Annotated in this window: 23 protein-coding genes and 1 pseudogene; 9 read left to right on the top strand and 15 right to left on the bottom strand. The window is 39.2% G+C overall.

All coding sequences use genetic code 11. The features are described 5' to 3' along the window. Positions 1–19: 19 nt before the first annotated feature. The gene (gene pyrH, locus ACG9ZB_RS07125; RefSeq protein ID WP_010326991.1) at positions 20–748 is read right to left on the bottom strand and encodes a UMP kinase; all 729 of its coding nucleotides are present in this window, start codon (positions 746–748) and stop codon (positions 20–22) included. A 43-nt stretch (positions 749–791) separates the two neighbouring features. After that, positions 792–2135, bottom strand: a complete 1344-nt coding sequence (rimO, locus tag ACG9ZB_RS07120) for a 30S ribosomal protein S12 methylthiotransferase RimO (protein WP_419325126.1) — start codon at positions 2133–2135, stop codon at positions 792–794. A gap of 351 nt (positions 2136–2486) precedes the next feature. Between rimO and glnL the strand changes: the two genes are divergently transcribed. Both glnL and glnG read left to right on the top strand, forming a co-directional pair. Next, positions 2487–3596: a nitrogen regulation protein NR(II) gene (glnL, locus tag ACG9ZB_RS07115; protein WP_419325124.1), complete on the top strand. Its 1110-nt coding sequence runs from the start codon at positions 2487–2489 to the stop codon at positions 3594–3596. After that, positions 3583–5064, top strand: coding sequence for a nitrogen regulation protein NR(I) (gene glnG, locus ACG9ZB_RS07110; RefSeq protein WP_168158833.1), 1482 nt, complete (start codon positions 3583–3585; stop codon positions 5062–5064). Before glnL ends, glnG begins: the two co-directional genes overlap by 14 nt. Before the next feature lie 41 nt (positions 5065–5105). Here the strand turns inward: glnG and ACG9ZB_RS07105 are convergent, their stop codons facing one another. Then, a complete protein-coding gene (locus ACG9ZB_RS07105; protein WP_419325122.1) occupies positions 5106–5432 on the bottom strand; it encodes a hypothetical protein in 327 nt (108 codons plus the stop codon). Between the two features lie 62 nt (positions 5433–5494). Here ACG9ZB_RS07105 and ACG9ZB_RS07100 point away from each other — a divergent pair, with 62 nt between their 5' ends. Both ACG9ZB_RS07100 and ACG9ZB_RS07095 read left to right on the top strand, forming a co-directional pair. Continuing rightward, the gene (locus tag ACG9ZB_RS07100; protein ID WP_419325120.1) at positions 5495–5944 is read left to right on the top strand and encodes a phosphohydrolase; all 450 of its coding nucleotides are present in this window, start codon (positions 5495–5497) and stop codon (positions 5942–5944) included. Between the two features lie 93 nt (positions 5945–6037). Further along, positions 6038–6946 (top strand): LysR family transcriptional regulator, encoded by a 909-nt coding sequence (locus tag ACG9ZB_RS07095; protein WP_004981950.1) that lies wholly within the window; start codon positions 6038–6040, stop codon positions 6944–6946. Positions 6947–7247: 301 nt separating this feature from the next. Here ACG9ZB_RS07095 and map read toward each other — a convergent pair whose 3' ends face one another. Next, a complete protein-coding gene (gene map, locus ACG9ZB_RS07090; RefSeq protein WP_419325118.1) occupies positions 7248–8042 on the bottom strand; it encodes a type I methionyl aminopeptidase in 795 nt (264 codons plus the stop codon). Between the two features lie 350 nt (positions 8043–8392). Here map and brnQ point away from each other — a divergent pair, with 350 nt between their 5' ends. Together brnQ and ACG9ZB_RS07080 are read left to right on the top strand one after the other, a co-directional pair. Beyond that, positions 8393–9679, top strand: coding sequence for a branched-chain amino acid transport system II carrier protein (gene brnQ, locus ACG9ZB_RS07085; protein ID WP_419325116.1), 1287 nt, complete (start codon positions 8393–8395; stop codon positions 9677–9679). 493 nt (positions 9680–10172) lie between these two features. Further along, positions 10173–10409: a hypothetical protein gene (locus tag ACG9ZB_RS07080; RefSeq protein ID WP_004696541.1), complete on the top strand. Its 237-nt coding sequence runs from the start codon at positions 10173–10175 to the stop codon at positions 10407–10409. 68 nt (positions 10410–10477) lie between these two features. Here ACG9ZB_RS07080 and ACG9ZB_RS07075 read toward each other — a convergent pair whose 3' ends face one another. Continuing rightward, a complete protein-coding gene (locus ACG9ZB_RS07075) occupies positions 10478–10936 on the bottom strand; it encodes a hypothetical protein (RefSeq protein WP_419325114.1) in 459 nt (152 codons plus the stop codon). Between the two features lie 125 nt (positions 10937–11061). Here ACG9ZB_RS07075 and ACG9ZB_RS07070 point away from each other — a divergent pair, with 125 nt between their 5' ends. The 3 genes from ACG9ZB_RS07070 to ACG9ZB_RS07060 all read left to right on the top strand — a co-directional run bounded on the left by ACG9ZB_RS07070 (position 11062) and on the right by ACG9ZB_RS07060 (position 14201). Next, positions 11062–11919: an alpha/beta fold hydrolase gene (locus tag ACG9ZB_RS07070; RefSeq protein WP_419325206.1), complete on the top strand. Its 858-nt coding sequence runs from the start codon at positions 11062–11064 to the stop codon at positions 11917–11919. A 215-nt stretch (positions 11920–12134) separates the two neighbouring features. Next, complete coding sequence (locus ACG9ZB_RS07065) at positions 12135–13499, top strand: amino acid permease (RefSeq protein WP_419325112.1); 1365 nt, start codon at positions 12135–12137, stop codon at positions 13497–13499. 216 nt (positions 13500–13715) lie between these two features. Beyond that, on the top strand, positions 13716–14201 hold the full coding sequence (locus tag ACG9ZB_RS07060; RefSeq protein WP_004696532.1) for an Lrp/AsnC family transcriptional regulator: 486 nt from the start codon (positions 13716–13718) through the stop codon (positions 14199–14201). Between the two features lie 232 nt (positions 14202–14433). On the opposite strand, the pseudogene gltS reads toward ACG9ZB_RS07060, so the two are convergent. The 10 genes and pseudogenes from gltS to ACG9ZB_RS07010 all read right to left on the bottom strand — a co-directional run bounded on the left by gltS (position 14434) and on the right by ACG9ZB_RS07010 (position 25461). Continuing rightward, positions 14434–15656, bottom strand: a pseudogene (gene gltS, locus ACG9ZB_RS07055) (sodium/glutamate symporter). 202 nt (positions 15657–15858) lie between these two features. Next, positions 15859–18081, bottom strand: a complete 2223-nt coding sequence (locus ACG9ZB_RS07050) for a TonB-dependent siderophore receptor (protein ID WP_419325110.1) — start codon at positions 18079–18081, stop codon at positions 15859–15861. Positions 18082–18496: 415 nt separating this feature from the next. Further along, entirely contained in the window at positions 18497–18712 is a 216-nt protein-coding gene (locus ACG9ZB_RS07045) for a hypothetical protein (RefSeq protein ID WP_234304817.1), read from the bottom strand. Continuing rightward, positions 18705–19250: an NERD domain-containing protein gene (locus tag ACG9ZB_RS07040; protein WP_419325205.1), complete on the bottom strand. Its 546-nt coding sequence runs from the start codon at positions 19248–19250 to the stop codon at positions 18705–18707. The genes ACG9ZB_RS07045 and ACG9ZB_RS07040 overlap by 8 nt, the downstream gene beginning before the upstream one ends. After that, on the bottom strand, positions 19237–20823 hold the full coding sequence (locus tag ACG9ZB_RS07035; protein WP_419325107.1) for a hypothetical protein: 1587 nt from the start codon (positions 20821–20823) through the stop codon (positions 19237–19239). Before ACG9ZB_RS07035 ends, ACG9ZB_RS07040 begins: the two co-directional genes overlap by 14 nt. Before the next feature lie 63 nt (positions 20824–20886). Beyond that, the gene (locus tag ACG9ZB_RS07030; protein WP_058869839.1) at positions 20887–23526 is read right to left on the bottom strand and encodes a bifunctional aconitate hydratase 2/2-methylisocitrate dehydratase; all 2640 of its coding nucleotides are present in this window, start codon (positions 23524–23526) and stop codon (positions 20887–20889) included. Between the two features lie 294 nt (positions 23527–23820). Beyond that, positions 23821–24090, bottom strand: a complete 270-nt coding sequence (locus ACG9ZB_RS07025) for a hypothetical protein (RefSeq protein ID WP_419325105.1) — start codon at positions 24088–24090, stop codon at positions 23821–23823. A 120-nt stretch (positions 24091–24210) separates the two neighbouring features. Then, positions 24211–24570 carry a hypothetical protein gene (locus tag ACG9ZB_RS07020; RefSeq protein WP_419325103.1) on the bottom strand — a complete coding sequence of 120 codons (360 nt, stop codon included), beginning with the start codon at positions 24568–24570 and terminating at the stop codon, positions 24211–24213. 108 nt (positions 24571–24678) lie between these two features. Beyond that, positions 24679–25113 carry an I78 family peptidase inhibitor gene (locus ACG9ZB_RS07015; RefSeq protein ID WP_419325101.1) on the bottom strand — a complete coding sequence of 145 codons (435 nt, stop codon included), beginning with the start codon at positions 25111–25113 and terminating at the stop codon, positions 24679–24681. A 144-nt stretch (positions 25114–25257) separates the two neighbouring features. Continuing rightward, on the bottom strand, positions 25258–25461 hold the full coding sequence (locus tag ACG9ZB_RS07010; RefSeq protein WP_148825839.1) for a hypothetical protein: 204 nt from the start codon (positions 25459–25461) through the stop codon (positions 25258–25260). Between the last annotated feature and the right edge of the window lie 104 nt (positions 25462–25565).

The following is a 25565-nucleotide window of genomic DNA, read 5'->3' as shown; positions in this document are numbered from 1 at the left end:
GCTTTCAAGGTCACGTACATTAGTTCGTTACGTGAGTACCCTCTTTTTCACCCATAACCACTGAAAGCAGTGAACCTGCTTTATTCATATCAAAGACTTGAAGCGGTACATTATGGTCACGGCATAAGCAAATCGCTGTTAAATCCATCACACCCAATTTCTCATCTAACACTTGGTCAAAAGTTAAGGTGTCATATTTAACAGCATCATCATATTTGCTTGGGTCTTTGTTGTAGACACCGTCAACTTTCGTTGCTTTCAAAATAAGGTCTGCTTCAATCTCGATACCACGTAAGCATGCTGCTGTATCTGTGGTAAAGAATGGGTTACCTGTACCTGCGACAAACACACAAACTTCACCTTGAGTCAGGTGGCGAATTGCATCACGGCTTGAGTATGATTCAACCACAGCACCAATTGGCAATGCTGACATCAAACGGGTTTTAATATTACGACGTACCAAAGCATCACGTAATGCTAGACCATTCATTACGGTTGCAAGCATACCCATTTGGTCACCCGTTACACGACCAACCAAACCATCTTTCTGTAATTGACTACCGCGATATAAGTTACCACCACCCACAACAATCCCGACTTGCACACCCAAACCCACTAAGTGCGCAATGGCCAAAGACATTTGATCAAGTACTTGAGCATCAATACCCATATCTTTATTTCCAGCCAATGCTTCGCCAGAAAGTTTCAGTAAGATGCGTTGAAAACGTGGTTTTTTAGAATCCAACATCGCAATAACTCCAATATCTAAATTTTTAAATTTTATTTGTGTCTTAATTCGATTTAATCGAAATCAATTGTGCATACAGATCATATTCATCTGCATCGGTAATTTCGACTTCTAGCAAATCGCCTGATTTAATCTGGCTTTTATCAATATCTTCCACAAAGACATTGCCATCAATTTCAGGAGCATCTGCGTATGAACGTGCAATCGCAACTGGGAATTCTTCATCCAGTTCATCGACCAGCACCGTCATTTTCTGACCAACACGCTTTTGAAGTTTTGCAGCAGAAATAGCCTGTTGCACTTCCATAAAGCGCTCATAACGTTGTTGCTTAATCTCTTCAGGCACGTGATCTGGCAAGTCGTTTGCTGTCGCACCTTCAACAGGCGAATACGTAAAGCAGCCTACGCGATCAAGTTGTGCTTCTTTCAACCACTCAAGCAAGATTTCAAAATCTTCTTCAGTTTCGCCAGGGAAACCCACAACGAAGGTTGAGCGAATCACCAAGTCAGGACATTTTTCACGCCACAGCTTTAAACGCTCAAGTGTATTTTCACTATGCGCAGGTCGTTTCATTAGTTTTAAAACTTTTGGGCTGGCATGTTGGAATGGAATATCCAAATAAGGCAAAATTTTGCCTTGTGCCATCAAGTCAATCACTGCATCCACATGTGGATATGGATATACATAATGCAAACGCACCCAAATACCGAGTTGACCTAAGGCCTCACACATGTCATAGAACTTTGTCTTAACAGGTTGACCATTCCAAAAGTCTAGTTTGTATTTGGTATCGAGGCCGTAAGCAGAAGTATCTTGGGAGATAACGAGTACTTCTTTTACACCGGCACGTTTAAGCGCAGCCGCTTCTTCTAAAACAGAACCGACTGGGCGAGACACTAAGTCACCACGCATACTTGGAATAATACAGAAGGTACAACGATGGTTGCACCCTTCTGATATTTTTAAGTACGCATAATGCTTCGGCGTTAAACGAATCCCTTGTTCTGGAACAAGGTCAATAAATGGGTTGTGTTTTGGTGGCTCAGGCACGTATTGGTGCACGGCTTCCATCACTTCTTGATATGCAGCCGCCCCTGTCACTTTTAAGACATTTGGGTGCATTTGGCGAATTTTGTCTTCGTCTTTACCTAGGCAGCCCGTAACGATTACACGACCGTTCGCACTCATGGCTTCGCCAATGGCATCTAAAGACTCTTGCACTGCAGATTCAATAAAACCACAGGTATTTACAACAACTAAATCTGCACCATTATAATCTGATGCTACATCATAACCTTCAGTCTTCAACTGAGTTAAAATTCGTTCGGAATCAACCAATGCCTTAGGACAACCTAAAGAAACAAAACCGACTTTGGGGGATTTCATGAATCTGCGCTCCACTAGAATGCGCGTATTGTATGTCTTTTCTGTTTATAAAAACAGATCGATTCCACACTCTTTGTTTAATGCACCAAAATAAAACCAACACTGTAGTAGAATTAACATAACGCACCATTTTAAGTCACATTCAGTTTACTTGATTTTTAGAATCCGCTATATCTTTAGCTAATCGTTCATTTACAGCGCATTCCGCAAAAAAAGTGTGCTCATTTCACTATACAAAATCAAAGTTGGCGTGCATTTTGCTTTATTTGCATCAATTCAGTCCGCTATTTGGAACGGTTAATGCTTTATCAAGATGCCATTGCGCTATTTTAATACAGGATACATTCGCTAATGGATCACCCTATTTCTATCGACTATCGCCTTTTAGTGGACAATTTGACCACTGCGATTTTATTGGTCGACAGTAAATTAAATATTTTTTACTTAAATTCCTCTTGCGAAGCATTATTTGATATCAGTCTTTTACGTGCCTCTGGCCAACCTGCGCTTAATTTACTCCATGCACCCAATGATGAGTTCAATACAGAAGAAGCACTTCTCAATACTTTAAACTCGGGACAACACTACACCCGCCGTGAAGCTATCATTAAGGTCAACTTTAAAGATATTCATGTTGACTATACCGTGTCACAGCTAAATTCAAATAAACCCTATCATCCTTTGCTTTTAATTGAGATCAATCCAATTGATCGGATGCTCAAAATTTCAAAGGAAGAAAACTTTCTACAACAACATCAGGTCGCACGCCAACTGATTCGTGGTGTTGCACATGAAATTAAAAATCCGTTGGGCGGGATTCGTGGTGCTACACAACTGTTAGCACGTAGCCTCAATGATCCGCAATATAGCGAGTTTACCGACATTATTATTAGTGAAGTCGATCGCTTACGTAATTTAGCAGATACCATGCTTGGTTCTCGTCAACTCCCAAGTTATGAGTTGGTCAATGTACATGAGCCTTTAGAGCGCGTTCGCTCACTCATAACCAACCAAACCAAAAAGAAAATTAAGATCACCCGTGATTATGATTTGTCATTACCTGAAGTGATGGCCGATCGTGATCAGCTGATACAAGTCATGTTGAACATTAGCGTTAATGCAGTGCAAGCCATGACTGAAAATAAAGAGTTCTTTGTCGACCACCAACCTGAGCTGATGTTACGTACTCGTATTCAACGTTTAGTGACCATTAATGGTGTACTGCAACGCTCTGTGGTACGGATTGATATCGAAGACAATGGTCCAGGCGTTCCAGAAGAAATTTTAGAATCTGTGTTTTACCCACTGGTCACGGGTCGTGCTAAAGGCACAGGACTGGGTTTAAGTATTGCGCAAAATATTATGCATCAACATAACGGAATGATTGAATGTCAATCTGTTGCCGGAAAAACAACTTTTAGCTTATATATACCTTGGGAGTTAAACCATGTCGCGAAATAAAATATGGGTAATTGATGACGATCGCGCCATGCGCTGGGTGCTGGAAAAAACGTTCAAAGAAGAAGGTTTTGACGTCACAAGTTTTGAAGAAGCTCAATCTGCTTTAGACCAACTCAGTTTAGATGCACCCGATGTGATCTTGACCGATATTCGAATGCCCGGAATTGATGGCTTAACTTTTTTAGCAAAAGTTAAAGCCAACTATCCTGATCTACCTGTCATTATTATGACGGCTCACTCCGACTTAGAGTCTGCTGTTTCAAGTTATCAAACGGGCGCATTTGAGTATTTACCCAAGCCTTTTGACATTGATGAAGCCTTAGCTTTGGTGAATCGTGCGATTTTGCACATCACCAAAATGCAGCAGCAAGAATCAGCAAAAACGGTACAACCCATTCAATCGACCGAGATCATTGGCGAGTCTCCTGCCATGCAGGAAGTTTTCCGTGCGATTGGTCGTTTGTCTCAGTCACACATTACAGTGTTGATTAATGGTGAATCTGGTACGGGTAAAGAGTTGGTTGCGCATGCTTTACACCGCCACTCACCACGTAGCAGTAAACCTTTTATTGCGCTCAACATGGCCGCGATTCCCAAAGACCTGATTGAAACAGAGCTTTTTGGTCATGAGAAAGGTGCATTTACTGGCGCCAATACACAGCGCCAAGGTCGCTTTGAACAGGCCAATGGTGGAACGCTGTTTTTAGATGAAATTGGCGATATGCCTTTTGAAACACAAACGCGTTTACTGCGTGTCTTGGCTGATGGCGAGTTTTACCGTGTTGGTGGGCATATTCCAGTAAAAGTAGATGTACGTATTGTTGCGGCAACGCACCAAGACTTAGAAAAATTGGTACATGATGGTCGCTTCCGTGAAGACTTATACCACCGTCTGAACGTGATTCGCATTCACATTCCAAAACTGGCGCATCGTAGCGAAGACATCCCAATGTTAGCGCAACACTTCTTGGCACGTGCAGGCAAAGAATTAGGCGTCAGCCCTAAAATCCTTCGCCCTGAAACGCAAGAATATATGCAACAGCTGCCTTGGCAAGGAAACGTACGTCAACTTGAGAACACCTGCCGCTGGTTAACGGTCATGATTACAGGACGCGAAGTTTATCCTGAAGACTTACCATCAGAGCTGAAGCAAATTCCAATTACCCGCTCAGGTGAAGATGCGCAAGCCGCGCAAAACTTAGATCGCATTGCAGTCCACCATTGGGACGAGTTATTAGGTCAATGGGCTGTGCAAAAGCTGAAAAATGGCGAGATGAAAATCCTCGATATCGCCACCCCAATGTTTGAACGTACATTGATCATTGCTGCGCTCCAACAAACCCGTGGCCGTAAACGGCATGCTGCTGAGTTACTCGGTTGGGGGCGCAACACCCTTACGCGTAAACTCAAAGAGCTAGGTATGGATACCGCAGATGATGAAAGTGAAGAAGAAGCTTTAGAAAACTAAGGCAGATTCAAATAAAAGCGCCGCAATGGCGCTTTTATTTATTAAGCCGTAAAGCCTAAATAGCGTGAATAGCCTTCAACACCAAGTGGTGCTTTTAACATGATAAATTTGGGGTAACTGGCTTGAGTTAACTCTTCAAACATAATGACTTGATCATCATGTGCGTGGAGATCATCAACATTGCGCTGCATAGTCGCTTCAAATTCATCTGTGATATATTCGAAACCAATGTCCATCGCAATAAATAAGGTATGCTCACAAGGCTGAACGTATTGTTCCTGAGACCAATCAATTACCTGTTGTTGGCAGTGTGGACACGCTACGGGATCTGTCGCTTCACAGTCTAGTGGGATCAATTGATAAGTCATAATTTAGTTTTTAAACAAAGATGCTGCGAAGTTTAGCATAGGATAAAGTACCTAGAATAATCATGTCGACTTTAGAAAAAGCCATTGCACTGGCTGCAACCCAACATGCGGGGCAACTCGATAAGGGCGGACAACCTTACATCTTGCATCCATTACGCCTCATGTTGCAATTTTCCAATCCCACCCTACAAATCATTGCTGTGTTGCATGACATTTTGGAAGACACTGCAATGACTGCTGAAGACTTAAAAGCGCTTGGCTTTAGTGCCGAGATCATTCAAGCCATACAAGCACTGACCAAACAAACAGGTGAATCACGTTTGGAAACGGTCAAGCGCACTGTATTAAGCCCTCTTGCAACCCAAGTAAAATATGTCGATGTACTCGATAATATGAACGTTTCGCGCATAAAAAATCCAACAGCACGCGACTTTGCACGGCTTGAAGAATATAAAGAGATGCTTGAAATACTTAAACAAGCAAAAACACTGTTAAACCCTTTGAATAACTGAGCATTTCCCACTAAATCTCTACAATTTCAAAATTGACAAACTGCAACGATCACTTTTTAATTAAGCTTATCGTTGCACAAATGGACATGGTGAATGTTAAGCGATTTAGATGATTTTTATTGTTTTGCTCAAGTGGTTGAACATGGTGGTTTTAGCGCAGCCGAACGCGCAACAGATATTCCCAAATCCAAGCTCAGTCGACGCGTGTATAACCTCGAAGAGCGCTTGGGTGTCCGCCTGATTCAACGCAGCTCTCGCCATTTCGCAGTGACCGATATTGGTATGAATATTTACCGTCATGCGCAAGTGATGATGAATGCTGCACAAGCCGCACACGATTTGGTCGATCATCTCAGTTTACAACCGCGTGGGGTCATTAAACTCAGCTTGCCTGTATCAATTGCACAAAACGAAATTGCACGCATTTTACCAAGCTTCTTAAAAACTTATCCCGAAATTAAAGTGCAAATGATGGTGACCAATCGCCGTGTGGATATTATTAACGAAGGTTTTGATATCGCGCTGCGTGTTCGCTCCAATCTAGACGATGATCCAAGTTTGGTAATTCGTAAATTTGAAAATATCGAGCAGCATTTATTTGCCAGCCAAGCCTACTTGAATGAATTTGGCGAACTGAAACAACCTGAAGATTTAAGCCAACATCATATACTGAGTATGGTCGACGAGCATTTAGATCAACATATCATCGTGCATAATGATGCACAGCAACAAAAAAAAATACGCGTCAACCCTGTGGTGATGGGCTCTGATTTGAGCATGTTGGCTCAACTGGTGCGTAAAAACTGCGGCATTGCACTACTTCCAGACAGCATCGTACAAGATATGGTGAAAAGCGGTGAACTGGTTCGTGTATTGCCCGACTGGAAAGCACCACACGGTATTTTTCATGCTGTGTATCCTTCACGTCGTGGTTTATTGCCTGCTGTCCGTGTGTTTATTGACTATTTAATTGAACACCTTAGCTCAAATAAATCACTTTAAACCCTACATATTCTCAATGACACTGAGCCAATCCATGAGACAAAAAAAGAGCTTAACCGAGGTGGATAAGCTCATAAACTTACAAAATAAGAAACTACAGCGAGTATCTTAGAAACAATTTTAGTGACAAAATGAAGTCTAGACCAATAGCTTGCATGTATAAGTTTTAATCAAAAAATAGAAAAAATGCGATAAATAAAGGGGTTCAGAAATATTAATAATTGCTTTTAAGACTTAATTTAGCTTTTAAGTCACAAAGCTAGACCAAAGTCTAAAATTTAATCACCAAAAAAACATCAACTTAAATTTCTGGATAACTGCCCGTACCTTCAGGCCAAGGTGATAGTAACTCAAAACCGGTTTCAGTCACGAGTACCATATGCTCCCACTGCGCAGTTAAAGACTTATCTGCAGTCACGACTGTCCAACCGTCCTTGAGCTCTTTGACATGTGCTTTGCCCATATTAATCATCGGTTCAATCGTGAACACCATGCCCGCTTTAAGCTGCATCCCCTTACCTGGTTGCCCGTAGTGCAATACGCTTGGCTGTTCGTGATAAACCTTGCCTATACCATGACCACAATACTCGCGTACCACACTATAACCTTCACGGTGCGCAACTGTTTGAATGGCATAACCAATATCACCCAGCGTTGCACCTTGCTTCACAGCCTGAATACCTGCAACCATCGCCTCATAAGTCGTATCGACTAGCTTTTTGGCTTCCGGTTTCACTGTACCGACATAGTACATACGACTGGTATCACCAAAGTAGCCATCTTTAATAATCGCCACATCAATATTAATAATATCGCCATCTTTGAGTACAACATTCGGCGATGGAATACCGTGACAGACCACTTCATTTGGAGAAATACAGGTAGTTTTAGTATAGCCATGATAACCAATATTGGCAGGCGTCACTTTTAAGGTATTTACAATGAAGTCATGACAAATATCATCCAGATATTCAGTCGTGACACCTGGCTTTACATGCTCACCAATCATCGCTAAAACTTCGGCAGCTAAACGACCAGATATACGAAGTTTTTCTACATCTTGTTCAGTTTTTATGCTCACATTTAAGCCACGCATTGAAATATCCTCAATTATGAAGTCGCAAGTATAGACCTTTTCTCAATATTTTTGTTCAAACTTAAATCTTAGGGTAGCCTCCAACAACCAACCTTTAAAAAATTTGTGTAATTTTAAAGCATTTGCACTACGACTTTTAATTTAAGAAAAACAGTGCCTCAAGCTTTTAATATTTATATTTTTTGTATTTTAAAATGGATAATCAATCACATATATCAACCTATTTTTTACAAGTTGATATATTCACTTTTCATCTTATAAAAAAATTTAATACCACCCATGAAATAAATTAGCCAAAAAAACACATATGCACTAAAATCTTCCCCTTTGTTCAACTCGATCTCCCTTTTATGACAAGTCTGCGTACTCGGGATATTGTTGCTTTGGGTTTTATGACTTTCGCACTCTTCATTGGTGCGGGCAACATTATCTTTCCACCGATTGTGGCTCAACAAGCGGGTGAGCATGTATGGCTAGCAGCTTTTGGTTTCTTAATCACTGCTGTAGGCTTACCTGTAATCACCATTATTGCGCTGTCACGTGTCGAAGGTTCGATTCAAATTTTAAGTTCACCTTTGGGTAAAATAGCCAGTCTCATTTTAACCATTACGTGTTACCTAACTGTCGGACCACTCTTTGCGACACCACGTACTGCAACCGTTTCTTATGAAATTGGTTTTTCATCTTATCTTGGAACATCAAGCAGCAGCTTGCTGATCTACAGCGCAATCTACTTTAGTGTAGTCACCCTCATTTCACTGTATCCAAACAAGATTTTAGACACGGTTGGCTATGTACTCTCGCCACTAAAGATTTTATCTTTGACCATCCTTGGCATTGCGGCGATGATGATTCCAACGGGTTTCGTTCCGCCAGCCATCAATAATTATATCGACAGCCCTGTTTCTGAAGGTTTTGTAAATGGTTACTTGACCATGGACACTTTAGGTGCTTTGGTTTTTGGTATTGTAATTATTCAAGCAATTCGTTCACGCGGTGTCAGCAACCCTAAACTGATTACACGTTATGCGGTTATTGCAAGTATTATTTCTGGTATTGGTTTAACTGTAGTTTACCTCAGCTTATTTAAACTTGGCCTTGGAAGCCATGAAGTCGCAGCAAATGCGAGCAATGGTGCAGTGATCCTGCATGCATATGTTCAACATGCATTTGGTGACTCAGGTTCTATCTTTCTTTCTGCCATGATTTTTATTGCGTGTATGGTTACTGCGATTGGCCTGACCTGTGCGTGTGCTGAATATTTCAGTTCAATCACTAAAATTGGCTATAAAGTTTGGGTCTTCATTCTGATTGGTTTTTCTTTCATTATTTCCAACTTAGGTTTAACCAAACTCATCGCCTTTTCTGTGCCTGTTTTAAGTGCAATTTATCCACCTGCAATTGTAGTGATTATGCTGAGCTTTGGCTGGAAATTCTTTAATCATCCTCGCCGAGTGATCGCACCTGTTACCGCAGTGTCTTTGCTCTTTGGTATTCTAGATGGTTTAAAAGTTGCGAACTTTGAACTGCCTTATGCGCTGACTCACTTACCTCTTGCAGAACAAAACCTTGCATGGCTTATCCCATCATTGGTGGTTTTTGTAATTGCTGTTGTAATCGATAAAGTGAAAAAGTAAGTAAAAACTGATGTTGTTAAAGTCTGGTTTTACCCAAACCTGATTTTAAGCATGATCAATATTTGTTACATTTTATCCAAATGGACACATATTGTTTCATTTCTTTCTACATCAGTTTTTATACATACTGACACATTTCATATACACCCCTAAAGTCGTATATCAACACCTTCATATCTCTTATAAATTTAATATTAGAAAATAAAAAACTCTTTAAAGCCTGTCCTAGCAAGCTATTCATGGCATCAATATTGCTTTATACAATCTATGTATAAGCTTACATACATCATTTACTTGTCATCTTATACCGTAACGAAATACTATTTATTCACTAAAAAAATGCTACATACATATTTTCTGATTGGTATAGCATAATTTCTCTGAAAAATAGTTGTTTTTGCTCTTGATCAACACAAGTTTTAGCAGTACAACATTAAGAACTAATCCGACTAAACACATTGGTTTTTAGTCAAAAACTCAAGGAGGGATGGAGATGTTATCATTACATTTCAACAAGCAAGTCTTCATTAACGCTCTGAAGGCAAACAAGAATATGGTGACGTATTTAAGTACCACCATTGCCCTGATGGTCATTATGATCATGCATGGTTTAATTCAAGGTAACCTTAAAGCTGAATATTTTGCTTACGCTATCGTCGTATCATTTGCCTTTTATTTATGGGCAGTCGTCGATCAAAAATTCCGAAAGGCCACACAGTCAATTGACTAGCAAACAGGTGGATGATTAGTCATCCACCTTTGTAAAAGTATAAAAATTAAAAAAACTATAAGAACAACTTAAAATAAACCTAGAAACATTCCCCACAACAAGCCTAACGTCGCCACAATTTCACCCACAACCAATGCCATCATTGCCATTAGCATGATTGATTTGGATAAATTCCATTTTCCTACAACATGCGGACTACGAAATTGGTTATTGGTGTCTTGCAACACCCCATGCACAATATAGCTCAGTATCGAAAAGCTAAAAAAGAATAAATTAATTCCCACAAACAGCATATTCACAGGTTCAGGCCAGACTGAAATTGCGGCCATTACCGCAATAATTAAACTTGCAGGTGCATATAGCAAACTGCTGCGGTGTGCGATATCAACATAATAGTGCGCGTGAAACTGTGGTGAATGGCGTATTTGTGCATATTTCCATACCCCTGTCAGCATCCCAACAAATAGAAAAATCCCACTAAATAAAAGGGCAAATTTTACCGACATATCTAATTCAACAAACTGCATGTATTTTCCTTTTTTATTTTCTCCCTATTCTATACAGATCTACTTGACTTCAAAGTCATAGATTAGACAAGTTTCTTTTTGGAACTTAGGTAGAGTAGAAGCAAATTAAAATGCTTAAACCGATTATGCAAAATTACGAAACTTTAACCATCACCTGCTCTGACCATTATTCACTCAGTGGACGCTTTTATGCAGCCCAAGGCACACAACAAGCCCTACCTGTTTTAATCTGCCCTGCAACAGGTATTACCCAACAGTTTTATCATCATTTTGCATCATGGCTTGCCGATCAAGGCTATGCCGTTTTGGTTTTTGATTTTCGCGGCATTGGTGAGTCTCTGCATGAACCACTTAAAAAGTCGAAAGCCAGCATCGTGCAATGGGGGCAATTAGATATCCCAGCAGCGATGGAAGTGCTATTGAATAAGACCCAAGCAACACAAGTGATCTTGCTCGGTCATAGTGCAGGCGGGCAACTATTAGGTATTAACCCAAACTATGAAAAAGTCGCAAAAGTCGTTGCTGTTGCAGGCTCAACCGGACACGTAAAAGATTTGAAAGGTCGTACCAAACTCTTGGCTCCTGTGATGTTTAAAATGATCTTTCCTATTGCACGTTATACCTTAGGTTACGGACCGACCAATGCCATTGGCATGGGCGAAAACCTACCCAAAGACGTGGCGCGTGATTGGGCACAGTTTTGCAGCAGACCAGGTTATGTAATTAATGCCTTAGGCAAAACAGTACAAGATGACTTCCACCGTGATATTCGCTGTCCAATCACAGCCATTTGGGCCTCGGATGATGAAATTGCCACGCAAGTGAATGTCAAAAGCTTACTCAGCCTTTACCCAAATGCACAAACAGATCAAATTGAACTCAAACCACAGGCTTATGGCCACAAAACCATTGGTCATATGGCGATGTTTAAGCGTTCCCATCAAAACTTATGGCCTGAGATTGCAGCACAGCTTTCATCTTAAGACGTCACATATCAAGCAAGCCTATCGCCAGTTCAAGCAACACTTGCTTGACTGGCTTTATTTTCACCGCAAAGTTGCAGCTTTCAGATAAAAACCAATGCTATTGATAAATTTAATTTTATTAATCGATAAATAAATATTATATTTCCACCACGAATTTTTATTAAGTCATAGTTCATGTGATGTCTATCGCATGTGCTAGAGATGGATGAATCATGTCTGCACAACAGCAACCCCAGCTTAAGCATGGGCTGAACAACCGTCATATTCAGCTGATTGCTTTAGGTGGCTCTATTGGTACAGGCCTATTTTTAGGCATTTCTCAAACCATAAAACTGGCTGGTCCTTCAGTTATTTTAGGCTACGCATTGGCGGGCTTAATTGCATTTTTCATGATGCGCCAGTTGGGTGAAATGGTGGTTGAAGAACCCGTGAGTGGTTCTTTTAGTTATTTTGCCTATAAGTTTTGGAGTCCTTTTGCGGGCTTTATGTCTGGTTGGAACTATTGGGTACTCAATGTTTTAGTCTGCATGGCGGAACTCAGTGCCATCGGGCTTTATGTCCAGTATTGGTGGCCTGAAATTCCCACATGGATTTCAGCACTTGGTTTCTTTGTACTGATCAATGCCATCAACCTGCTGCATGTCAAAGTGTTTGGTGAAACAGAATTTTTATTCTCCATGATTAAAATTCTCGCAATCATTGGCATGATTGGATATGGCGCTTGGTTACTGGCAAGTGGTCACGGTGGTGCACATGCCTCTATTTCCAACCTCTGGGCTCTAGGCGGTTTCTTTCCCAATGGGATTTCTGGCTTAATCATGGCGATGGCCATCATTATGTTTTCCTTTGGCGGGATTGAACTCGTTGGTATTGCTGCTGCGGAAACCAAAAATCCGACTACAACTATTCCTAAAGCAGTCAATCAAATTGTCTATCGTGTGTTGCTGTTTTACGTGCTTACGATCATCGTTCTGCTCTCATTGTTTCCATGGAATCAAATCGCAGAAGGCGGTAGTCCTTTTGTTTTGATTTTTGACTCCTTAGGTAGTCAAGGCGTTGCAACTGTGCTGAATTTTGTGGTCTTAACCGCAGCCATATCGGTGTATAACGGTACCAGCTATGGCACGAGTCGTATGCTGCTAGGTCTGGCAGAACAAGGTAATGCCCCACAGTTTTTAAGGAAGATTAACCAACGCGGCATCCCTTATGCAGCCATTTTATGCTCTGCATTGGTGACCTTACTGTGTGTCGTCTTGAATTATATCTTTCCAGAAAAAGCCTTTAAACTGCTAATGAGTCTTGTGGTTTCAGCCATTGTGATTAACTGGATGATGTTGGCGTTGACCCATTTAAAATTCAAGCAACGTATGCTGGCATTGCAAAAATCAACCTTGTTTCCAACTTTGATTTACCCCATCAGCAACTATATCTGTATTGTATTTATGCTTGGTATTTTAGTGGTGATGTGGCTTACACCTGATATGCGAATTGCAGTGATGCTGATTCCACTTTGGATTGGCTGCCTAACTCTAACTTACTGGTTTAAACAAAGACCAAAAACACAAAAAGTACAATAAATAAGTCAGCAAACAGCGCCGTTAAAAGGCACCCTTCCCTTTAAGGGCGCTGTTTGCAAATCAAAGCCAATTTCCCAAATGACTTTGATTGAATCACTTTATTGTAGTCATGACCGATACAGAGTGTTTCTCTTTTATTTGCTTATTTTGAGTATTTATTGAGAAATATTTTCACATAAAATAGTTTATAAAGAGAATTATACGCAGGAATACGTTATGAATGACGCTCACTACGTTTTAGATAAAATTGACCGCCGTATTTTGTCTGAACTTCGCCAAGATGGCCGCCTCACCGTTACCCAGTTGGCTGAGAAAGTTGGGCTGTCCTCTTCTCCTTGCTGGACACGTGTAAAACGCCTAGAAAATCTCAATATCATTGAAGGCTATACAGCAAAGATTAATTCAAAAGCCATTGGAATTAATGAGCTGTTTTTTATTGAAATTACGCTTGAACGCCATGATGATGAAATCTTAGAGCAATTTAGTGAAGCACTGGCTTACATGCCTGAAGTGGTTGAAGCACATTTAGTAACTGGCGACTACGACTACTTACTTAAAGTCGCAGTAAAAAATGCAGAACACTATGAGCGCTTTTTGCGTAAAAATTTATACTCAATGAAAGGTGTGCGTCATACACGCTCCATTTTTGCCTTACGTCCTTTGAAACTCGAAAATAAATCCGACCTCATTATGATTGAGTGATTGCTGCAACTATTGTGTAAATGTGGTTTAATACTCTCAGTATGAGATGAGCCTCTTACAGTATGTGCCTTAGATGTGCATACGACTAGCCCCTAACCATGGGGCTTTTTAATGCCTATAAGTTTTAGAATACTGATATTTCAGATAGTTCAAATTATTCAAATACAAAATGGCAGCCAATAAAAAAGCACCCAAAGGTGATTTTTTATTAACGATATCATTTCTAAAAATTTTAACTTAAAATACCAATTAAAAGTTGAATCACAAAATCATTCACAATATCGACAAAGAATGCACCTGTCAGCGGGATAATCAAAAAGGCTTTATGGGATGGTCCATAGGTATTGGTTACCGCTTGAATATTGGCAATTGCTGTAGGTGTCGCACCTAAGTTGAACCCCATTGGCCTGCACAAAGTACCGCAGCATCGTAGTTCTTACCCATCACACAAAAGGTCACAAAGTACAAATAAAGTGCTAAGAACAGTGTTTGTACAATCAGGATAATCACCAGTCGACCAGCCAAGTCTGCCAACAACCAAAGCTGTAAGGACATTAACGCCATGGCTAAAAACAGTGCCAGTGAAGCATTGCCAAATACATCGATGCAGCGGTCAAAAACCTGAACTCTCAACCCATGCTCTAAAATATTACGTAAAACCACACCACACATTAGCGCCCAAACAAAACTTGGTAGCTCAAACCACTGCCCTTTAGCCGCCGCTGTCATGAAGTATGCAAAGCTGATGCAAATGGCAAACATCCCCATGGTTTTGACCGCATCATCTGCCGTAATTAGACGTGTTTTTTCAGGAAATTCAAATGGAGCCGTTTGTGCTGAAGGTGGCGCTTCATTACGCCCTGTTGCTGCTGGAATTTCTTCATCTAACTGGTAGCGACGTATCAGAAATTTAGCGATAGGTCCACCTATTACCCCGCCAATGATCAAACCAAATGTTGCACTTGCCATGCCCAGTACAATCGCACCCTGCACACCGTGTTCATTTTCAAATATCGTGCCCCACGCTCCTGCTGTCCCATGACCACCTGTGAGTGTGACTGAACCAGTAATTAAACCAATCAGCGGGTCTAGACCTAAAACTGTGGCAAGGCTAATACCAACCACATTTTGCAGCAAGACAAATACAATGACGCAAACCAAAAAAACAAGCAGCGACTTCCCACCTTCTTTGAGCTTAACAAAGCTTCCACTTAAACCCACAGAGGTAAAAACATCAGCATAAAAATTTGCTGAATATTGGTATCAAAGTTGACGGTTATGTTTGAACTTTTAAACAAAATATAAGTAATAACAACTGCAACCAATCCACCTGCAACAGGTTAGGGAATGTTATATTTTTTTAAAAATACTGACTTTATTCACACATACATAACCGACCAATGGCACAGCAACTGCTGCAACAATGGTCATAAATGCATCGAATTGATAGTTCATGAGGTATCCAATGATGCTTATTGCATTAATTCTAAAACAGATAAGTCAGTGATGAACAGGCTAAAGTTTCTCAATGTACAATTTCTATGCTTTAGATTACATGATGTTTTAAAACTGAGCTCAGTATTTTAAGAATTAATCATCTTAAAAATAAAAAGACCCAATTGGGCCTTTTTATTTTTATAGCAGCTTAACTTTAAAATTAGAATTTATAATTAAAGCTTAAAGTTGCATTTAATGGATCACCCCAAGCCATAGCATTTGGACCAATGCCTTCATAATACTTCTTGTCGAAGATATTATTTACATTTGCTTGCATAATCATATTTTCATCAAATTTATAACCTAGCATCGCATTTGCAAGATACAAATCACCCCGATCAATTCGTGCAGCACCTGTACCGATATAAATTTTACTGTAGTAGTTTAAACCTGCACCTGCATACCACGAATCATTTTTATATTTTACAAAAACATCAGCCGTGGTACGTGAGTTTGTAGGATTATAATCATCACCTTTGGCATCCTTAGCATCAAAATTGGCAACACCAAAGCTGAGCCCCCAGTTTTCATTGATTTCACCATCAACATTCAACTCAACCCCTTTACTCACGACACCATCTGTACCGTAGTAAGCGTTTTCAGAGGTTCCATCAACTTTAACATTTTCACCTTTTTCATTAAGTAACTGTTCTGCCGCATTATCTTGTTCGATACGGAATATTGCCAATCCAGCATTCAAACGACCCTCAAATAGCTCACCTTTGAAACCAGTCTCGTAGCTTTTACCTTCAATCGGGTCTAAATAATCGCCTGATTTCTCTCTTCTGCTTTGCGGTTTAAAAATACTGGTATAACTTGCATACCATGAGTAGTCTTTAGCAAAGTCGAAAATAATACCGGCATATGGCGTCAACTCATTTTCAAACTTACGGTTACCTGCACCCGTTTCAGACTCATATTCCCAGCTCGATACGCGTAAACCAGCAACTGCTTTTAATGGGTCTAGAATATGGAATTTCCCTGATATATAACCCGAAGTTTGCGTGGTTTCATTCAGCGGATTGGTCTTATCCATTTCCAAGGAACCAACCAAATGGGTATTCATGTTATTAAAATCAATAACATCCTGTCCCAATAAATCAATATTATTCTGTTTAGTTAGCGCAGGATTATTTGCAACAAAGGTTTGACCATAGGTGTTCTTTTTCAGCTCGGCTTTATTCCACGAACCACCAATGACAATTTCCTGATTCCTTCCTGCAACGGTAAAAGGTGCAGAAATATACACATCAACATTGTTTTCATCATTTTGTTTATGATCTTTATAAACTGATGCATTTTCAATACCGATGGTATTGGTTGCTTTATCAACTTGTCCTGAAGTATAGAAAATAAAGCTATCAGTATCATCACGACGGTAAGAGTAAGCTACATTTAAATCGACATTCTTAAATAGGTTTTGCTTCAAACTTGCGAAGAATGCAGTATAAGTCACATCCCAATAAGTCCAATCCGAACTCACCGTGAGAGAACGATCAAAATTGGTACGTGTGCCATCGGTGTAAAATGCTGGTAACCCACCCCAACGTACACCATCCCGATTTAATTCTTGATAGGTCGCCCCAAATGATAATGCAGTTTTATCACTTAAGTCATAGTCGATTGCACCATAAGCTACATTACGTTCTTTAGAATAGAAATCCATGTACGAATGTTCATCAGAGTGCTTGACAAATACACGACCACGTAACGAACCATCACTATTGAGCGGTGCAGATAAATCCGCCGAACTCGAATAACTATCCCATGAGCCAACAGACGCATCCACCTTGCCTGTGAACTCTTTAGCATTAGCACGTTTGCGAATCATATTTAAGCCCATCGCTGGGTTACCTGCGCCTGTCATTAATCCATTCGCGCCTTTTACCACTTCGACACGGTCATAAATACTGAGATCTGGATCACCTGCACCCAAAGTTAAGGTACTTGGTAAACCATCCACCAAGTAGTAATCAAGTTCGAAACCACGCGCATAAGCACGTTGACGCTCATCGGTACGAACTGTAGAAACACCAGTAATGTTATTGAGTAAATCTTGGAAAGAATCGATATTACGATCGTCCAAATATTCACGGGTATAGACTTTGACTGTTTGTGGCGTTTCACACAGTGATAAATTTAACTTGGTTGCGGTATTTGTGCTGCTCGTCGTATAGCTGCCTGTATTTTCGGTGACTGCTGTTTTATCTTGGGCTGTAAGGGTAATGGTCGCCAAGTGTGCATTTGGCTGAGACCTTGCATTCGCCTCCTCCTCTTCCACGGTGTTTGCATGTGTTATAGACAGCATGGCAGTTGAAGATAGGAAAATAATTTGCATCGCCAAATAGAGTGGCTTTTGTGTAGACAGAGGACGTTTAAACATATCGGGACATTCACAGCTAATGAGAAAAAATAAGACAATGAATTGATAATTTTAAAGTGCACGCATGCCTACTATGCTTAAGTAAAACAAGCACGTTTGTAGTATCACAAGTTCTAAGATTTATAAAATCCTTTTCGAACATCTCAGTGGTTTGAGTCATTACATATCAATCCATTTCGAAAAATTATAAACAAAAAATAACGCAAGTGATACTAATTATCATTAGCAAATACATCTTTAATTTAGATTTAAGATATTTGTATTGCCGATATACGTTCCTCTTCACAGTAGACTGAGCAAAGAACAAACAATCGCTATTTATAATGCTCTAATTTTTTTATAATTATAAATATCAGAACAAAAAATAGACCAAGTATATTTTGGTCTATTTTTAACTCATAAATCCATTGATGACTTACTCAATGTCATACACCCAATTTCGTGCTTGTTGGTCTGTCGTAGTTTCACAAACATAATAGTCATGATCCCACGAGTCTTGATGGAAAATCTCTATTTTTCGGTAGGTCACTTGTTTTCCATTTTCCACACAAATAAAGCTATCGCCTTGATCTTTAACTTGAGTTCCGTTTAGGAAACCACCGATACAGAGGAAGCGAGATTGTTTAGGCATTCAATTTACTCATCATACGATTCATAAAATTATCATAATTACCTATTTGATGTTTCCAAAATTCATCTTTCTCAATATTTTTTATAAAATTAAGAGGGTCAATATTTTTCACATCACTTTCTTCATCGAATGAACTATTTACAATCGAATCCATAAAATCAACTTTTCCATTTAAAGATATAATTATTTCATCCATTGATATTTTTAAATGATTATCAAAATAGTGATGATCAAACTCTAAGATTGTATCTATAATCCAAGAGTGAATTTTTACATCATCTAAATTTTCAAAAAATTGATTTAAAAAACCATTTTTCACAAATTCAACTTTTTTGGAAAGTTGATAAGCAGCCTTATTCAGAGTGAAATTTCGATATTCATAAATTTCTTGAATACTACTTTTAATATAAGTCGATTTAACCTCTACGACGATAACATGATTTTCACATATAGCAATAAGATCAATTTCACCAACTTCTCTATCTGCAGGTTGATATTGGCAAAATACATTAAACCCAGCATTCTTAAACTTTTTCAGCTAAATTTAATTCAATATTATCTGTTTCACTTTTAAGTTCTAAACGATTTTTATGCAGCTTACGCACATAATTAATCATCATCGTATTTACATTTTGAAATGCAGTTAGCCATGGAAATTGAAAAATGAAATTATCGATTTTGTAAAATGGCTTTTGTTGAAATGTTGAATGATGATCTTCACTATACAAATCACAAGTCCAAAAATTCAAAATTTGTTCCATTTTATTTTTTTTGACAGTATTTGAACTGCCTTTTACCCATGATGACATTCTTTTAATCTTATCTTCTTGCCTTGCAAATGTGAAAGGCATTCTATTTTCACCTATTACAAAACCATGCATAGTTAGTTCTGTTAAAGCATGCAAATTACTTTCAGCATGAGGTAAAAAACCTATAAATTTTTCTATATGATCTTTTAAATAATGAGCTTGTGATAAAGTCATAGTAATCATGATTTCATAAGCATCTAATTTTTGTTGATTAATAATGAAGTCTAAAATCCCATAAACTTGTTCTAATTGTTCTTTAACAGCAAAAGCCTTAGATAAAGCAACTGCATTAGCTTCTAAGTTATGACCAGTATTTATAATGCTATATATAACATCGGAATTTAACAGTTTTTTAGTACCAATACCCAACCAATAACTTATGAGTAATGAATTTTTCTCTGACCAATTATCTTTTTTATCTTTTGTATTAGTATAAATCAATTCTGAATTTTTCAGCTCGTAATTTACCTGCTTATTAAAACTAAACGACTCTAGTACATTTCTTTTATAATTTATAATCTCAATTTTGATAGCCACAAGCTTTTTATACAATTCATACTGCTCTTGAAGAAACGGAGTCATTCCTTCCCCGATTAAGAAAGGCATTAATTTATTTTTCAGTGCTAATCCTATTGATTGATCCGTCAGTTTTTTAGTATTTTTTTTAGAAAATTTAACTATTTCATCAAAAGCTTTCCAAACTGTTTCTGCTGAATTATTTTCATTTTCATCAAACTGATAAGGCAAATAATTAAAGTAATCCTGATTTGGAATCAAATATTCATATGCATATAAACTGCCAAAAGCCATAGCCGTAATTTGACCAATATTCAGCCTATTCTTAATATCTTCATAAATGTCTAATCGATGCTTATATTGTGATTGTAAATACTCTTCAGTCTGAAAAAATATAGACAGTTTTTCCATATTAACTTCTTGTTTAATTTCATTTAGTACAGACCAGGAATGATGTTCCGCATTAAGGATTATGCCAGAATAACGCACCGCTAAAATAAAGCTTTGAACATCAAGTTTTAAATAATTTAGACAAATACTTTTATCAACCAAATTAAAGCGAACATATTGGCTTAGTGCGAGAATATAATTTTCACTTTGTGCATCATCAACTGTCAAAAATTTAATAAAACTTGATTGCCAAAACATATCAAATTTATTTTTAAATGTACCAAGCTTGGGTTGTGAACTTTTATATAAGAGGTTTTGGACAATTTTTTCTTTTGCTACTTCAAAACCAAACTCTGCTACAAGAAATTCAAATTTATTTTCGTAATAATTTTGCATAAAAAATAAGGGCTGATTACTCAGCCCTTATTTCTAACTCAATTTAATTTATTTTTCAACAAATTAAGCCAATTGAGCAGCAGCAATTTTCTTAGTATCGATGTCTTTAGCAGCATCTGTATACTCGCTCATCTTGTCGAAGTTCAAGTATTGGTAGATGTCAGCAGACATACTGTCGATTTGAGCAGCGTACTGTTGGTATTCTTCTGGAGAAGGTAATTTACCCAATACAGCAGCAACAGAAGCAAGCTCAGCAGATGCCAGGTAAACGTTCGCACCTTGACCTAGACGGTTCGGGAAGTTACGAGTAGAAGTCGATACACAAGTAGTGTTCGGAGCTACACGTGCTTGGTTACCCATACATAATGAACAGCCTGGCATTTCTGTACGAGCGCCCGCTTTACCATAAGTATTGTAGAAACCTTCTTCCATCAATTGGTGTTCGTCCATACGAGTTGGAGGAGCCAACCATAGACGAGTAGATAAAGAACCACCAGGTACTTTGTCTAGAAGTTTACCAGCTGCACGGAAGTGACCGATGTTAGTCATACAAGAACCGATGAATACTTCATCAATTTTTACGCCTTGAACGTCAGAAAGAAGTTTCGCATCATCTGGGTCGTTCGGGCAGCAAAGAACTGGTTCTGTGATTGTAGAGAGGTCGATTTCATACACTTTAGTGTATTCAGCATCAGCATCAGCTTTAAGAAGTGATGGGTTAGCCAACCATTTTTCCATGTTCTCAACACGGCGCGCCATAGTACGAGCATCGCCATAGCCTTGTGAAATCATCCACTTCAGCATAGTGATATTAGAACGTAGGTATTCAGCAACTTTCTCTTCAGAAAGAGTGATCGCACAACCAGCAGCAGAACGTTCAGCAGAAGCGTCAGAAAGTTCGAATGCTTGCTCAACAGTCAGGTCAGTTTCCATTTCTGTCAGGTCGATCTCAAGGATACGGCCAGAGAAGATGTTTTTCTTACCTTTCTTCTCTACAGTCAGGTCACCTTCTTGGATCGCTACGTAAGGAATTGCATGTACTAGGTCACGTAGAGTGATACCAGGCTGCATTTTACCTTTGAACTTCACAAGAACAGACTCTGGCATATCAAGTGGCATAACACCAGTTGCTGCAGCGAATGCTACAAGACCAGAACCCGCTGGGAATGAAATACCGATTGGGAAACGAGTATGTGAGTCACCACCAGTACCAACAGTATCTGGAAGAAGCATACGGTTTAACCAAGAGTGGATAATACCGTCACCTGGACGTAGAGAAACACCACCACGGTTCATGATGAAATCAGGAAGCGTGTGTTGCATTTGAACGTCAACTGGTTTTGGATACGCAGCTGTGTGACAGAAAGATTGCATTACCAAGTCAGCAGAGAAGCCTAGGCAAGCCAAGTCTTTCAGTTCGTCACGAGTCATAGGACCAGTTGTATCTTGAGAACCAACAGTGGTCATACGTGGTTCACAGTAAGTACCTGGACGGATACCCTGACCTTCAGGAAGACCACAAGCGCGACCAACCATCTTCTGAGCAAGGGTGAAGCCTTTGCCAGTGTCAGCAGGTTGTACTGGAGTACGGAACAGAGTTGATGGCTCAAGACCAAGCTCTTCACGTGCTTTAGTTGTCAAACCACGACCAATGATCAGGTTAATACGACCACCCGCACGAACTTCGTCTAGAAGTACTGGAGTTTTAAGGTCAGCTTCAGCGATTTGAGCGCCGTCTTTGAACGCAGTTACTTTAGCAGTAGCCTTGTCGATTTTAAGAGTGATTTCATCACCCATGTTCATGTTTGCTACGTCAATTTCAACTGGTAACGCACCAGCGTCTTCCATAGTGTTGAAGAAAATCGGAGCAATTTTAGAACCTAAGCAGTAACCGCCTTCTTTTTTGTTCGGGATATGAGCAATTTCGTCACCGAAGAACCAAAGTACAGAGTTAGTTGCAGATTTACGAGAAGAGCCTGTACCTACAACGTCACCGACGTAAGCAACTTGGTTACCTTTAGCAACAAGTTCTTTAATTTGGTTTAACGGACCAACTTCACCAGGAACTTCTGGGTTGATACCGTCACGCACGTTTTTCAACATTGCATTTGCGTGTAATGGGATGTCTGGACGGCTCCAAGCGTCTTGAGCTGGAGACAAGTCATCAGTGTTGGTTTCACCAGTAACTTTGAAAACTGTCAGTTTAATTTCAGTCGGAACGTCTTTGCGGCTGGTGAACCATTCAGCGTCAGCCCAAGACTGCATAACCGCTTGTGCATTCGCGTTACCCGCTTTTGCTTTGTCTGCAACGTCATGGAACGCGTCAAATACTAGAAGCGTTTTCTTCAGCGCTTCAGCAGCAAGTTCACCTAATTCAGCGTCATCAAGAAGAGCAACTAAAGGAGCAACGTTATAACCACCAAGCATAGTGCCTAGTAAGTAAACCGCACGTTCTTTAGAAACTAATGGTGAAGTCGCCTCGCCTTTAGCCAAAGCAGCTAAGAATGCAGCTTTAACATATGCAGCTTGGTCAACACCCGCTGGAACACGGTTTTCTAGTAAATCAACTAAAAATGCTTCTTCGCCAGCTGGTGGGTTTTTTAATAATTCAACTAATGCAGCTGTTTGAGCATCGTCAAGTGGCTTCGGTGGGACTCCGAGTGCGGCACGTTCTGCAACGTGTTGGCGGTAAGCTTCTAGCACAGTGTTATTCCTCTTTTTTAAAAAATTATTTACGTATTCCTGCTTTAAATAAAGCTACGTAAATAATATGGACTGCTTAATTTTACTAAAATTCCAGTTAAAAGTTAATGCGCTACAAGTGTTTCTTCGTGATGCCCATTATTTTCTAACTAAATGATGTTCATATCAATTGCACATAAAAACAGCAATATAGTCAGATCATTTGGAATTATTTCACATTAACTTTGAACTGCCATTTAAAAACAAAAAAGGCAACCTATGTTGCCTCTTTTTACTCAATATAAATATTCAACCTTAGTGTACTGTTGTCGCTTGGATATATTGTTTGAAACTTTCACGACAGCCTTCAAATTTCATTTGAATTTCATCCTCATGCAAATTTTGATGTGCGGAGCTTGCAAAAGAAATTTGCACTGAAATACATGAAGATTCGTGGTCAAGCGCGTGTTTCAAGTATACATGGTCACCCAAGCTAAGGACATAATGACCACCGCCAATTACGGCCACACCATTTTCATCTTCCAAGAGTAAATCTGCGTGATTTAAATAGCCAACAACTTCCATTTTCTGCTCCTCTCGTTTTTTATTTTATGTTCATTATTCTTTATTTTTATATGCTTTGCTATATATATGATTTAGAGTTTTGTCACAAAAAGTTCCATCCAAAAATAAAAAAACCGTTCCTTAGAACGGTTTGTAATCTGGCATTTCAGTATGCGGTGTTGCGATACATTTTTCAGTATATTTCACACGAATTTTTTCACGTGCACCTTCAATATCAGATTTAATTTCAGCCTCAGGTAAAGCATAAACATCTTCAATAATTTCTAATGCAAATGACTTAGTCATTTCATCTTCAACTTTATTGGCATGCTCAATCGCTTTATCTTTTTCAATGGCATTTTGACGATCTAACATAATTGAACGTGCTGCATTACCAATACTTTTACAATAGCCATGCCATTGCTCTTCTGGTGTTAACGGTTTTTTTTCAGCACAACCCACCAGTGCAATCACAGCAGCCAAAGCGAATAACTTTTTCATTACAACTCTCCTATTCGCCCTATCATAATCAAACTTTTTCAAATGAAGAACCATTACCCACGTTAAATAGTATAAAAGCCCAAATTTGGGCTTTTATACTTAGAAAAATTAACCGCAGCTTGCTTGAACGACTTTATTGGTTTTCGGATCAACTGTTACTGTCACGCGGTCTTCGCGATAATCCATAGTCACAGGCTGCCCTGGTTGTACTAAGCGTACCATCTTCGCACTGGTTTTTTGCTTAATCTGTGCTTCAGTTAAATTTGACTGACCAATCAAAGCTGTTGCTTGCTCGGTAACACATTTGCTTTGACTAGCACGTAAAAGCGTCCATTCATCAATGATTTGACCATTCGGCAAATGGCAATAGCCTACTTCACCATTGGGCTCTTTTCGAATCTCTAATTTACCACCCTGTTCAACACAGTATGTACTGGCAGGATTAGCCATACCTAAAGTTTGCTTTTCAGTTTCATTTTTTTGCGCAGTACTACAACCCGAAATAGCTGCAACCATTAATCCAAGCATTACGATTTTTTTCATAAAAAATATTTCTTTAAATAAAAGATCAACATAGCAAATATGTTTGAAAAAAATTGTGCGAGTTTTGCAAAATTTAAGATTGCATAAAAAGCCCATCATTTGACGGACTTTTGTATGCTGAAAGGCTATATTTTCAGGTCATTTTTAATTGACTGAGTGAATATCAAGCTCTTCATTTTTCGCTAAAACTACAGATGCTAGAATTGGAGTACCTAAAATGAACGGCATAGCAAAGATCCAAAAGACCACGGTATAGTGCGGATCAAAGAAAAACTGAATAGCAAGCGCCACTAAAATTAAAACTGAAAATAAAATCGCTGCAAAGCGTACTACAAATTTGATCGGCATAGGGATCATCACTCTAAATTTAGCAAGTCCATTTACTATACACCTACTTTCATTATGGTTTAATTGATTTTAAGTATCTAGTGTCTGTAATTCATAGGTTTTCT

Origin of the sequence: Acinetobacter johnsonii, from assembly GCF_048551975.1 — a bacterium.
Lineage (GTDB): Bacteria > Pseudomonadota > Gammaproteobacteria > Pseudomonadales > Moraxellaceae > Acinetobacter > Acinetobacter johnsonii_A.
Note: the sequence above shows the minus strand (reverse complement) of the source record. Positions and strands in the feature narration are given on the sequence as shown.

What these genes read in the sequence shown, in the direction of transcription:
- pyrH (WP_010326991.1), bottom strand. Translation starts at nt 748, where the DNA reads ATGTTGGATTCTAAAAAACCACGTTTTCAACGCATCTTACTGAAACTT.
- rimO (WP_419325126.1), bottom strand. Translation starts at nt 2,135, where the DNA reads ATGAAATCCCCCAAAGTCGGTTTTGTTTCTTTAGGTTGTCCTAAGGCA.
- glnL (WP_419325124.1), top strand. Translation starts at nt 2,487, where the DNA reads ATGGATCACCCTATTTCTATCGACTATCGCCTTTTAGTGGACAATTTG.
- glnG (WP_168158833.1), top strand. Translation starts at nt 3,583, where the DNA reads ATGTCGCGAAATAAAATATGGGTAATTGATGACGATCGCGCCATGCGC.
- ACG9ZB_RS07105 (WP_419325122.1), bottom strand. Translation starts at nt 5,432, where the DNA reads ATGACTTATCAATTGATCCCACTAGACTGTGAAGCGACAGATCCCGTA.
- ACG9ZB_RS07100 (WP_419325120.1), top strand. Translation starts at nt 5,495, where the DNA reads ATGTCGACTTTAGAAAAAGCCATTGCACTGGCTGCAACCCAACATGCG.
- ACG9ZB_RS07095 (WP_004981950.1), top strand. Translation starts at nt 6,038, where the DNA reads ATGTTAAGCGATTTAGATGATTTTTATTGTTTTGCTCAAGTGGTTGAA.
- map (WP_419325118.1), bottom strand. Translation starts at nt 8,042, where the DNA reads ATGCGTGGCTTAAATGTGAGCATAAAAACTGAACAAGATGTAGAAAAA.
- brnQ (WP_419325116.1), top strand. Translation starts at nt 8,393, where the DNA reads ATGACAAGTCTGCGTACTCGGGATATTGTTGCTTTGGGTTTTATGACT.
- ACG9ZB_RS07080 (WP_004696541.1), top strand. Translation starts at nt 10,173, where the DNA reads ATGTTATCATTACATTTCAACAAGCAAGTCTTCATTAACGCTCTGAAG.
- ACG9ZB_RS07075 (WP_419325114.1), bottom strand. Translation starts at nt 10,936, where the DNA reads ATGCAGTTTGTTGAATTAGATATGTCGGTAAAATTTGCCCTTTTATTT.
- ACG9ZB_RS07070 (WP_419325206.1), top strand. Translation starts at nt 11,062, where the DNA reads ATGCAAAATTACGAAACTTTAACCATCACCTGCTCTGACCATTATTCA.
- ACG9ZB_RS07065 (WP_419325112.1), top strand. Translation starts at nt 12,135, where the DNA reads ATGTCTGCACAACAGCAACCCCAGCTTAAGCATGGGCTGAACAACCGT.
- ACG9ZB_RS07060 (WP_004696532.1), top strand. Translation starts at nt 13,716, where the DNA reads ATGAATGACGCTCACTACGTTTTAGATAAAATTGACCGCCGTATTTTG.
- ACG9ZB_RS07050 (WP_419325110.1), bottom strand. Translation starts at nt 18,081, where the DNA reads ATGTTTAAACGTCCTCTGTCTACACAAAAGCCACTCTATTTGGCGATG.
- ACG9ZB_RS07045 (WP_234304817.1), bottom strand. Translation starts at nt 18,712, where the DNA reads ATGCCTAAACAATCTCGCTTCCTCTGTATCGGTGGTTTCCTAAACGGA.
- ACG9ZB_RS07035 (WP_419325107.1), bottom strand. Translation starts at nt 20,823, where the DNA reads ATGCAAAATTATTACGAAAATAAATTTGAATTTCTTGTAGCAGAGTTT.
- ACG9ZB_RS07025 (WP_419325105.1), bottom strand. Translation starts at nt 24,090, where the DNA reads ATGGAAGTTGTTGGCTATTTAAATCACGCAGATTTACTCTTGGAAGAT.
- ACG9ZB_RS07020 (WP_419325103.1), bottom strand. Translation starts at nt 24,570, where the DNA reads ATGAAAAAGTTATTCGCTTTGGCTGCTGTGATTGCACTGGTGGGTTGT.
- ACG9ZB_RS07015 (WP_419325101.1), bottom strand. Translation starts at nt 25,113, where the DNA reads ATGAAAAAAATCGTAATGCTTGGATTAATGGTTGCAGCTATTTCGGGT.
- ACG9ZB_RS07010 (WP_148825839.1), bottom strand. Translation starts at nt 25,461, where the DNA reads ATGCCGATCAAATTTGTAGTACGCTTTGCAGCGATTTTATTTTCAGTT.